Origin of the sequence: Microbacterium sp. ISL-103 (assembly GCF_018613995.1) — a bacterium.
Taxonomy (GTDB): domain Bacteria; phylum Actinomycetota; class Actinomycetes; order Actinomycetales; family Microbacteriaceae; genus Microbacterium.
Window position 1 is genome coordinate 1 of sequence record NZ_JAGGPD010000205.1, and the last position, 11,757, is coordinate 11,757.

General features: G+C 64.8%; 4 protein-coding genes. All 4 read right to left on the reverse strand.

All coding sequences use genetic code 11. The annotated features are described in order from the left end of the window. The coding region (gene pglZ / locus J7E68_RS08450; RefSeq protein ID WP_215171676.1) for a BREX-2 system phosphatase PglZ at positions 1-2,190 on the reverse strand (2,190 nt) is incomplete at its 3' end. Positions 2,191-2,193: 3 nt separating this feature from the next. After that, entirely contained in the window at positions 2,194-5,292 is a 3,099-nt protein-coding gene (locus J7E68_RS08455) for a hypothetical protein (protein WP_215171678.1), read from the reverse strand. 512 nt (positions 5,293-5,804) lie between these two features. After that, positions 5,805-9,371 carry a BREX-2 system adenine-specific DNA-methyltransferase PglX gene (gene pglX / locus J7E68_RS08460; RefSeq protein ID WP_215171680.1) on the reverse strand — a complete coding sequence of 1,189 codons (3,567 nt, stop codon included), beginning with the start codon at positions 9,369-9,371 and terminating at the stop codon, positions 5,805-5,807. Further along, a partial coding sequence (locus tag J7E68_RS08465) for a protein kinase domain-containing protein (RefSeq protein ID WP_215171682.1) occupies positions 9,368-11,757 on the reverse strand: 2,390 nt, incomplete at its 5' end. The genes pglX and J7E68_RS08465, both read right to left, overlap by 4 nt.

An 11,757-nucleotide genomic window follows, 5' to 3' on the forward strand; every position in this document is an offset into this window, starting at 1 on the left:
CTGCGGACGAGCCTCAACCCAACCATGCCGGTCACCGGCGCCACTTGACTTGAACACGACCACCGGGATCGCCACCTCAGCGAGTGCCGCACCGCCGTGATATCCGGACTTCTTCGCGGCGAAACGCACACCGTCCGACACCGCGAGCACGCTTTCGCCACCGTCGATAAGCACGCGAGGGCCACTCACCAGCACTTCATCGGGTTGCACCGGGCCTGTCTCCGGGCTCCGGAAGCGTGCCGCCGCACCGGGCGTGCTGCGCAGCTCGCTGCCCCTCTCCACCATATGTCCGTGATCGGAGGTCAGAATCACCACTCGGCCGGCATCCTGCGCGGCACCCAGCAACGCTGACAGATTGGCGATCTGGTCCACCTGCCAGCGGAGTGAGTCGACCTCGGCGGTCGCGAGAGCGTCGTCGATGGTGTTGAGGACGACACCCACGACCTTCCGTCCGTGATCGGCGATAGCGTCCGTGACGATCGGTGGGAGCGCCTGCCCTGCTTCGGATCTCAGGTCGTCCTTGTGGAAGGCGACGCCTCCGACCGCAGCAGCGAAACGAGCCTTCTCAGTCATCTGATTACCCGCGAGTAGCTCTCCGGCGAACAGCGACGTCCGCGAATACTCCGTGATCGTCGGCAGAGCCGCGACGGCGACCGCGCGCCGCAGGTTCGTCGAACGCACGATCTCCGACCAGCCGCGACCCGGCAGTTCGGCGGCCAGCTCTGTCGCGGTCGCGAAGCTCATTCCATCAAGCACGATGAGCAGCACGCGGTCATTGGCGGCGAGGGGCACCACGACTTTCGCCAGCAGGTCCTCGACCCCGACAACAGCATCATCCGCGATGGTCCCGCCGGTGAGAAGTCCGGCCGCTAAGCGGTCGTGCTCGCGGCGTTCCATCTGCACCGCATGAGCGAGGGCACCATATGCGTGCGCGAGTGTCTGATTGTGATCGCCGTCCCAGATGTCGCCGAGAGCACGCTCAACCCACGCGCCATCTGCCTCATAGGCCCGAAGCGCCGTCGAGAAGTTCGCGGGGGCCAGGCGGGTCCCACTTAGCCAGCGCACCAGACGAACGGCCATCGCTGCGGTCGAAAGCGAACGTCCGATCGTCGAGGCGGCGTGATGCCGCTCGACGGCCGCGAAGGCCCGCTGCACCTCGGCCGCAGTGTCAAGGTTTGGTGCTTCCACCGATGCTTCGATCGCCGCGGCAAGCGCCGCCACCCGCACGCGGAGGCCTGCTGACAGGAAATCGGAGGCCTCCGCCCCCGCGACCCAATCGAGCTCCGCGCAGAGCGCTTCAGCCTGGTCGAGAACCTCGCGCCCATTCCCATCAGCGAGCAGCCGCTGAGCAACCCGCCGCGATGCATCGCCAAACCGACGGGCGGCATCGGCGGGGACCCCACCGCCGATGTACGTTTCGATTCGCACCCGTGCGGCCGCTGTCGACGTATCGGATGCCACCGCACCGGAACCCCACAGCTCGCCGGCGACCAGCCCGACAGCAATCGCGGAGACGTGCCCTCCGCCCGCGGCCGCGCGCATTGCCAGAGCGAAGTCGGCCCCGATGTAGGTCGAGACGGCACGCATCAGAGCCTGGCGAGTTTCGGGAGCCAGCTCTCGAACCCTCGCGCGCACACCCGGATCGTCGAGGGGCGCCAGCACGGTGACCAGATCGAGGTCGTCAAGTCTGCTGAGTCCCAACGTCGCGAGGATCAGCGACCGCACCACGTGGTCCGGCGTGAGGACTGCACCCGGAGCCGGCGGATAACCTCGTTCCGGTCGTAGCGTAGCGAGCATCCCCGCGACCCACTGCCCCAGTTCCTGCACGTGACGCGGAACGTTCTGCTCACGGACGCCGAACAACCCGGGGACCAAGCTCCACTCGTCGAGCGGGGTCACCTTCTGGCGATACGCATCCAGCACGACGGCCGAGCCGAGCTCGCGTTCCGTCAGGGAGGTGAGAACGACGACAACCTCATCATCCGACGCGGCACGCATCGCGTCGAGCACCGCCAACCCCGAAACTCCTTCGACTACCCGCACCGGGGTCTCACGCACCACGATCACCGGCGCACCAGTCCAAGTCGGCTGTGCACGAACCAGTAACGTGCGCGCTTGTCTGCGCGCAGAAGACAGCCACGCGTCCACGTGCTGACGAAGGGCGATCTCGGTGACAACGGATGCGGCCATTGCTCAGTCGATCTTCCAACTGATGGTGACTCCGGCAGCATGCGTGCTCCCGATCTCTTCCTTCAGCTCGGCGAGCACTCGGTCGAGGTCGGTCAAAGCCGCGTACCGCGTGCCCGACGACGCCCCGTGCTCGGGACCCGGATCCGTCGGACCAGGCTCAGGCACGACCGGCCGAGGAGCGACCGACGCTGGCCCCGCCTGGACCACAAGCGACCGCGCCTTGACCGCGACGTCCTTCAGCCTCGGCTCGAGGGGCACGACCGACTCATCCACCGCGGCGGCGGCGCGAAGCTCGGAGAGCAACGCTTCGAACGAGGCATCCGCTCGAGACCTTGCGGCATCGATCATGCCCCAGTCGAGGCCGCTCAATTCGCGCACCAAGCGCTCCGCAGAACCAAAGGTGCGCCCGAAAGCACTGAGTTCGTCGGGCAGGTCGAAGGTCGCCAGCGTCTCGATGACGTCCTTATCAGAGCGCGCCTTCGTTACCTCGGCGATCAGGTCGTTCACCCGACGAGCCGTCGCAACCCGGCCCACCCCAGCGACCTCCGTACCGAGCACCGCGGCGTGAGCCTCGAGCTGCGCAAGGAGATCTGCGACAGCGCTCGCCGAAACCTTGTAGCGCACATCTGCAGCGAACCGAGCGACAGCACGAGGCGTCAGGTTCGACTCGGGTGCAAACCCGAACAATCCGCCCGCGCGTAGCTTGGCGAGTTCCCAATCTTCGAAGGTCGGCAGGTTGGCCTTGCGCGCGGGTGCACCATCGGGGAGCGATTGCAGGCTCGGGCGCCCGACGCCGACGAACTCCCAGTTGCCGAGCACCGCCCACGTGAGCAGAACGGCGTTCTCCATCGCGGTGGTCATGCCCCATGCGTCGAGCCTGGAGCGCAGGGCACCCACGGTGATCTCAGTACCAAGTTCACCCTCCCAACGGGCGAAGTCCCGGGTCCAACCGAAATGCGCACCGTCGACGACCACGACGTTCTCATTCAGGGCACCAAGCCGGAGCGGCATCACGAGCTCGCGGGCAAGCTTCTGCTCCGCCTGGCCGAGCCCCTGTCGGCGCCCTCCCGCCTCGATGGTGGCGGTGACGAGTTCAAGAGCGTCAGTGAGCCGCCGGATCGAGACTTCCTCCGCGCCGAGATCAGGATGATTGGGGAACTCATGCGCCCAGGCCGTGTCGATCGCATGCCTCAGGCCGGTGAGCAAAGTCCCGGTCGGTGGCGGAGCGATGGTGAGACCGTCCACAAGCGGAGAGAAGATCTGATTCCCGGAGAGATCAGACCCGACATTGAGTTCCTCCGGTGCGTGTACCCCGTAAGCCTGCCGAAGAGCCGTCGTGAGACTGTCTCGCAACGTGCGCTGCCTGGCTTCGAGCGTCTGCCTCGCGGGGCCGCGATCAGCAAGAGGCAGGTGAGCCGCGTTGGCATCGAACCTGCCCCCCGTGAGCAGGAAGTCGAGCAGCACGAGCTTCCCAAGATCCTCCTGCCTTGCGTCCGAGAGAAAATTCGGGATCCACGCGATCGTGTTCGCCGACCGACCGTGATCCCGGAGGTTTTGGAGACGAGCGACGTCATAGGCCGGCGAGAAGTCACCACTGTCGTATGGAAAATCGATGATGACCCGCCACTGGTCATCGCCGTGAATCAAATCACTGTCGTGCACGTCTTGCTCATCACGTACGTTGCCGAACTTCACCGTCACGGAGCGCTTCTGTCCGCGCCAGACATGGCCAAGCTGCAACCCAATGAGACTTGTCGAGACAGCGGGGAGGCCCAGCTCCTCAGCAATGAGACGACGCACCAGTTCGCGCCTGGTCTGCTGGTTATCCTCTGGGCCGATGCCATCCAAGATCGAGTCATAGTCAACTCCGCTGAGCGTGGCAGTGATGATCGGGTCGTGCCCGTCCCCGATGCTGATCTCGCCGAATTCCGTCGCCCACTGGCGAACGGTGCCGAGCACCTGACCTGCCTCGTCGCCCGGAATGAAGGCTGTGATCGTGCCCCAATTGAGCGCTGCGAGCTTCGCCGCGGTCAGGTTCGCGAGTGAGGTGGCTTCGGGAGCGAGGGCTGCAATGAGGACCGTCTTCGCAAGCCGGTCCTCCGTCGTGAAGGGATGTTCGCGGTCGAGGTCTGCTGCTCGCCCCTCGTTGAGCCCGTGCTTGCGGAGCAAATAGGGCCGCATCTTGTCCCGATAGAACTTCGCCGAGATCGCGAAGTGACGCTTCATCTCGTCGGTGAGCGGCTGCGATCCGCCGAGCACGATCGGTGCATACAGGTCGCCGACCGGGATCACGTCGCGCACCAGCAGGGTGTCGCGCCCGTCGCTGAGCAGTTCGGCCATGAGCTTGAGCGCCGTGCGCTCGCGCTGCATCAGGCTTGACAGTGCCACCATCGTGTCGACGAGTGCGGGGCTGAACGGATAGACGTCGGCGAAGGCCTTCTCGTCGGAGTTCGCCTCATCGGAAAGCAGATACCCCCACGCGGCGTAGTCGCGTTTGACCTCGGCGAGCGCGGTCCCGAGAGTCGACCCAGCTTCAGAATCTACAGGGCGCAGCAATCGCTGCTTGACGATCTTGGGGAGGTCCGCCGCCTGCAGCTTGATCTTGTCGAACCGGTCTTCCCAGTATGCGAACAGCTGCCCTTGAGCGACTCGCTGCGCCGTCGCCACATGCGAGCCGATGAAGTCTCGGAGGTCTCGCTGTCGTGCCAGGAACGATGTGATCGGGATCGGCAGGTTGGCTGCCGCGTTCTCCGCAAGTTGCACGACCTTTTCAATCTCGTTCTGCACCCAGTCCTGGTTGGCGAGGTGTTGACCGAGCCACAGCACGATCTCATCGATGAGGAACACGAGTCCCTGGTAGCCGAGGCTCTTCGCGTGGGCCGTCATCGCACGAAGCCCGTCCGCCATGGGCAGCCACTCCCCGGCCCGGACAGATGCCTTGAAATAAGACGAGACCAGATCCCCGACGAGACGATCGCGATCAGGATTTCCCGGTTCCAGTTTCGCGGCCGCGTCGAAGGTCTCCGCGTCCCATGCTGCGCCGAGGTCACCCCACGCATCGTCTCCTCCGCCGAGGCCGTCGAAGAACGAGTCGTCGCCCATGCGCTCGCGAAGCGACTGCGCATCGGCGAGCAGTCCGTCGCTCACATGCAGGACGGGCGCGGGTGCATCCGGATGGTTCTTCGCCACGGTCGCGATGTACCCGCCGAACAGCGCATCCTCGAAAGACTTTGCGCCGAGCAGGTTGTAATCGAGGACGAGAAGGCGCCGTTCGAGCGTCTCCTGCCTCGCCGCGACCACTGCTTCCAGCCCGGGGATCTGCCTCGCGGGGATGTCTCCGGAAAGCAACAGGTGCAGCACCGCCATGTAGTGCGACTTACCGGAACCGAACGATCCGTCGAGGAACGCACCACGCGATGACTGCCTGCTGAGCGAACCGGCGACCAGATCGAGCCCTTCACCGACCGCGTCGGCGATCGAGGCTGTGACGACGTAGTCGCGGATGGTCTGCTCATGTCGCGCCACGCCCTCGTCGAGCTTGATGACGAAGTCGGCTGCCTCAACCCGCTTCGGCAGATCGATGAGCTCCCGAAGCGGAGAACTGAGGGTAAAGGTCATGCCTTTTTCCTTCCACGAGTTGCGGGCGCCGGGCGCCACGCGCGCACAGTGTCAGCGCCGATTCCGAGTCGGCCGAGGAGCGCTGTCATGGCGCCAGAGATGGCGGATGCAGGGCTCACGCCCGACCGTGCGTCGATGTCGCTGTGCCACTGGTCGAGCCACGGCTGCAGTTCGATAAGGGCGCCCACGAGCGGGATGACCTGCTCCTCCGGGGCGCCGGAGCGAGCCACGTCGTTCGCTAGGCGCGCGATCGCCTGCCCACGCTCAGCATGATCCCAGCCCGCCCACCCGTATAGCTCGGTGTTGTCGTCAGGAAGTCGCGATCCGGGGAAGGAGAGGAAGCGTTCCTTGGGCACGTCAAGTTTGCCTCGGGCCGACCAGTAGGTCGGCTTCAGAAAGTCCGCTTGTGCATACTTCGGCGGCACGGGCACCGCGACCTGCTCGCCGCGATCCTCCGCACGCTGCAGTCCCCACGTGCGCTCCCATGCGCGGAACTTCTCGATTCCAGCGGGCTTGTATCGCAAGGGTGCGAACGCTGGGACGGCCTTACCTGCGAGGAGCTTGCCAACCTCGGTCGTCAAGTCACAGTCCTGAGATCCAGTGTGAATGGTCAGCAGTTCGCGCACTCGTTCGTCGTGACGCAACGCATCTGCAATCTGCGCCGCGGATCTGGCGAGGGGACGCTCGGAGCTGTCTAGCCAAAGCTCCGGTGCCTCTAACCGCTCGAGCAGTTCCTTCACTATCTCCTTGGACACAAGGACGTCCCAGCCTGGCGTCTCCCACTTGCGTTTGAAGTCCGGGGTCTCGAGCAGTCGAATTGCGGCATTTCTCGTGATCTCATTGAGTCTGCTTTCGACGAGCTCGGCGTATCCCACATCGGGAAAATCTGGCACCTCCGTCACCGACACTGTCGCGAATTCGTCGAGCCAACGCGTGACCAGATCCCCTGCTGCAACCCTGCGCGCAAGCACGATCTCTGCTGGCCGCTCCCCGACCTCCAGGCCCTGTTCGACATCGACCGGAGCCGTTGCGACCAGATCAGTCAACCCGTAGGCCGAGTATGTTGCCCAATCTAACTCCTCTTGAACGCTCACCATAAGCGCGCGCACTATTGCCCAGCGTTCGCCAGCTTTACGGAGCGCTTCGTTGAGTGATGCGCCTTTCGCCAGGGCCTGTGGCAGTAGCGACGCGGACTCGGCTGCTAGCTGATCTAGACGGACAGCATAGGCTCCGAGCGACATTGGTGGCACCGGGAACTCTTGCAATTTCGTCACCGTGAATTCGTAGAAGTCACGCCACTTTTCGTCTTTGCTACTGCCCCCTCCAGGCCCTCCCTTATTGTGGCTTACCTGTTTGAGCCAGAAACATGCGGTGGAGGAGTTTAGCACCCCGAGCAGATCGTAGTGCTCGTCTTCGGTAGCACCCTCGGGCAGCTTGATAACCGGTGCCGACTTGTTGAATACCGTCGCGCCACGTGATAAAACAAAATGGTTATGTGTCGCAACGAATGCGAAGGTCAGCAGGCGATCGCTATTCAGCCGCCCCGGGTGGGCGAAAGCGTACTCTCCCCACCATTGGCCACGCTCCGTGGGGTTCTGACCAAAGAAGATCACTGCATCGAGTGACCGACGATAGGGCCAGTACGTCGCGGAGTCCTTCGCCGGAGTGCCGTGCGCATATGGATCCAGCACGAGCCGCGACTCGTGCACTCTCCAATCGCGAATACCTTCGCCCTCAATGTAAGGCCGCATCGGTGCGCGCTCCCACAACGATGCGCCAACCCGCGCGTCCCGTACGTGAAAATCATCTGAACCAGTGATCGCACCGAAACCGGCGCTCTCGATTACATCGTGTAGGCGCGATTCACGCGCCGCCTCTACCAGTGCTTTCAACTCACCCGCCCCACCACCAGTCAGCGACCAGGGAAAGCGAGAATAGGTGTCTCGCGGCATGTCGGCGACAGTAACGTGCGTGCCAGAATAGCCGGGAGAGTTGACGTGATCGACGATGTCGCGCCAGACCAGGCCCTGAGCTGGGTCGGCGGGCTGTCCCGGCTCACCGCGTACGCCCAGCACCGCACGGACCACATCGGACTGCGGTTTGCGGGGTCGACCGACCAGAATAACCGTCGGCGTCCCGTGCCCCGGAATGTAGGCACCCGATGTGTCGATGATGTGACTCAGATCGACATACTCCGGGCGGGTCGTTCCCGTATAGGTACCCGCCAGGAACTTCTCGATCAGCTTCTTGCCGAACTCGCGCTTCATAAAAGAGTTCGACGTGATCTGACCCACGTGGCCCGCACCACTTGCAGCATCGGGCTGCTTGGCAAGGCGGAACAGCAGCTCCATGAACGGCACCGACAGCGCGTACTTACCGTGGCACGTCGAGTAGCGCGCACGATAACAGTCGCGTAGCTTCGCATCCGGAGGCTGAATGTACGGCGGGTTCGCCACAACCACGTGGTACTGGCCCTGGTCCAGAATGTTCGCGTGCTCCCGCAGGTCTTCCGCCTGATAAGCGAAATCTTCATCGTCGCCCATGTCGAGCTTCGCTTCTGGGCTCTGCCCTCCGAGCAACGAGTCGCCGATCGCGAGGTGGTACCGGAACGCCGGTGCTGAAACGAGGGTCTGGATCCCGGCCGCCTTGATCGCCGCGACGGTCAAGCGGAACCGCGCGATCGCGACCGCGAACGGGTTGAGGTCGACACCGTGGATCGACTCGAGCGCGCGCTGCACGCGGGCGCCTTTGTCAAGCCCGGGCGAGATCTCGGACCACTCGGCTATGAGCCTGTCGAAAGTGCCGAGCAGGAAGTGTCCCGAGCCGCAGGCCGGGTCGATCACCTTCAGTCCGTTGAGACCGAATTCCTTGATCGCCGGCGTGAGGGTGAGGTCGAGGATGAACTGTTCGACGAACACTGGAGTCTGCAACAGCGCATACGTCTTCTTCGCGTGGTCGGACAGGTCCTGGTATAGATCGCCCAGAAAGCGAGTGCCGAGCTCCGGGTCGCTGAAGTCGTGGACGAGCGCGCCACCGGGTGTGGTGCGCCGGAAGAACGCCAGTAGCCCATCGGAGGCAGTCGCCGAGATCTCGGCGTGCCATACGGCCGAGTGAGCGCGGTCCACCAGCGGGCCGCCAGCAGGCAGGTCCGCGAGCGTGCCGAACGCCTGTTGCAGCCAGTCTCGCGAGGTCATGGTCGGCGTCGCTGCGTAGAAGGCGGCTTCGTTCTCCACCGCACGCTCCAGACCTTCGCCAGGGGCCGCGATCCACGGCTGTGACACCGCTCGCCCAGCGTTCGTCGCGCCGACGAGAAGCCCGTTGTCTTCACAGAACCGGATGAAGACACTCGCGATGATCCAGGCGACGCCCGCCTGCGCAACCTCTCCATCACGCCAATCGATCCACGCGAGCCCAGTCCGCTCCTTCTCCTTCGCCCGCGTGTACTCATCCCGAAGTCGCGCACCCCATGCATTGTTCTCGTCTTCGGCACGCACACGAAGGTCCGCCTCGAGCATCTTGAGTTCGCGCTTGAGGTCGGCGAGGAGCGTGGCGGAGTCGATCACTGGGCATCGACCTTTCGTGTGAGAGAAGGAGTGTTCTCGGCAAGGGCAGTCATGGGAGGTCCTGCGTCCACGGGAGAAGCGGGTGCGAAGGCAGACTCGGGCGCGAGCTCCAGCCAGCCGTCGGCGCCGTACGGCATCGGCACACCGTCGAGGTCAGGCGTGCTGCCCGACAGAGGTCGGGGGAGCACGAACCAGCGGGCTGCCGCTCGCGGGGTGGACATGTCCATCACCGCGTTGACGAGATCGATCAGGCCGAGGCGTGCCAGCACTGCAACATTGAGGAAGACTGTCGGCTGCGGCGACGCCATCAGTTCGTTCCACGCTGGCGTGATGGCGCGGCGGGCGAGCTGTTGGAGGTTGCGGCGGTCCTGGGCGCCGGCGTCCGGACCATCGGCGCCGAGCACGACCCGCCACTGGATGTTGTGCTCATCAGCGGCCGCGCGCAGTGCCCCGAGAGCGACATCTGCGAGATCAACAACCCGCAAGTCATATCCGTGCGCGAGCATCGAGGTAGCGAGCGAAACGGGCCGACGTCGAGACACGACGAGCACGAGGGCGCTGCGATCTCGGATCGATCCCTGCAACCGTGCTGCCACTGCGGGGTCACCTGCCGCGCGCCCCCAGGTCGTCGACGACCCGGTCGCGGTGGCCGATCCCCCATCTGCCGCATGTATCGCGTACTTGCCGAGATCTGGACGCCATTCCAGATGCGGCATCGCCGCACGCACCGCTCTGTCGAGGTTCGGGCGCGACGGGATGCTGGCAACCGCAGGAAAGCGCGCACGCACCCGCTGCTCGATCGTCACGACCGCCACTTCGCGTGTGGCGGCCGACCGCAACGCGTACTCGACCGCACGCTCGGGAGACAGCGTCGACCGATAGGCCTCCCCCATCGACGACATCCGTCCCTCTGCTGACAAGCCAATGGCGAGTTGGGCGATACGTGCATCGCTCAGGCGCAGCCGTGCAGCATCCTCTCCGCGCAGCGTTTCGCGGAGGCGTGATGACGCGACCACGTCCTCTGCGGCAAGCAGTTCATCGACGATCACCGCCCGGCGCAGGACTTCTTCGAGGTGCGTCTCCGCGTCGTCGAAGCTCAGGCCAGAGCCGTCGTCCGGGGCGTAGGCCACCACGATGCGCGTGCGGTCTGCCGCACGCTGGAAAACGAACTTCGGCTCCCGGTACCGCGCATCCAATTCGAGGATCGCCTGCACGACGGCGGTGGCGACCTTCGTGCGCTGCTGTTCGTCATCGATCGTCGATCCGTACTCGCGCAACAGCTTCGCCGCGAGCTCATCGACCGTCGCAATTCCTTCGAGATCGCGCAGCCAACGGGACACATCGTCTGCCGCCGTCTTGAGCGTCCCACCCTTGCGGAGTCGCTTGAAACGGTCCTCCGGAGATTCTCCCGGCTTAGAAGAGATCGCACTCAAGAACGTCTCGACGGCGCGACGACCGGGAGCCACCGGCGCCTCGGTGGTCGCGGTGGTGTGCGAGAGCCGCTCCCGCCACTCCCGGAGGCGGGAGGTAATCTCGCGGCGCACCTGTTGACCACTGCCGCGGATCTGATTGATGACCATCGGGGGAACACCCAGCAGTTCACCCACGGTCGTCGCGTTAACCCGCGCGACGACCGAAAGCGCGCGGGCGCTGAGGCCTGCGTCGGCAAGAAGAGTGTCGAGGGTCGCCGCATCCGCTCGCGCGTCGTTCGCCTCGGCGGCCCCGTCATCGACGATCGCTCCGGAGAGCGCCGCCGCCCATGCCCCGCGCATGGCGTCGAGCGACTCGTGCCTATGCTTCGCATCCGGATACAGGGCCATCCGGAAGAAGGCCACGAGCCCGTCGGTGACTCCGGTGTCGAACATGCTGGATTGCACGACTGGCGCGTCCTCGGGGCCGACTGGAGCATCCCCAGATTGCCACCAGACCGGGTCGCCCGACGCGAGTTCGAACAGCGTCGCGGCGATCGCGAATCGTTCGGCGGCCGAGTCGTATTGCCGTCGTCCGCCTGCACCGAGATATGGATCCAGGTACGGCCGCGATCCCGAGCGGATGTTCGCGAGCGGTTCTTCCGCCAGGGAGAAGTCGAACAGAGTGAGACGCGGCTTTCGGTTACCCGGATCCGGCTTCACTGCGAGGTTCGAGGGCTTGATATCGCGGTGGAACACGCCCCGCATCTCTAGGTGCGAAACCATCTCGAAGAGGTCCGCGCCGTAGCGCTCCAACTGTTCGATCGTCGCGCGTCCTTCGAGCCGAATCCGGTCGGCGAGCGTCTCGGTTCCGGCGTCCGTCATCAACAGGCCCTGGCGGGTGCCGACGAGGATCGGTCCGTCGAGCCCCTTGACGATCCCCGGATGGTCGGGCCGGCCGCGAACCGACGATTCGA

Coding starts and splice junctions, on each gene's coding strand:
- J7E68_RS08455 (WP_215171678.1), bottom strand. CDS start 5,292: ATGGGCGACGACTCGTTCTTCGACGGCCTCGGCGGAGGAGACGATGCG.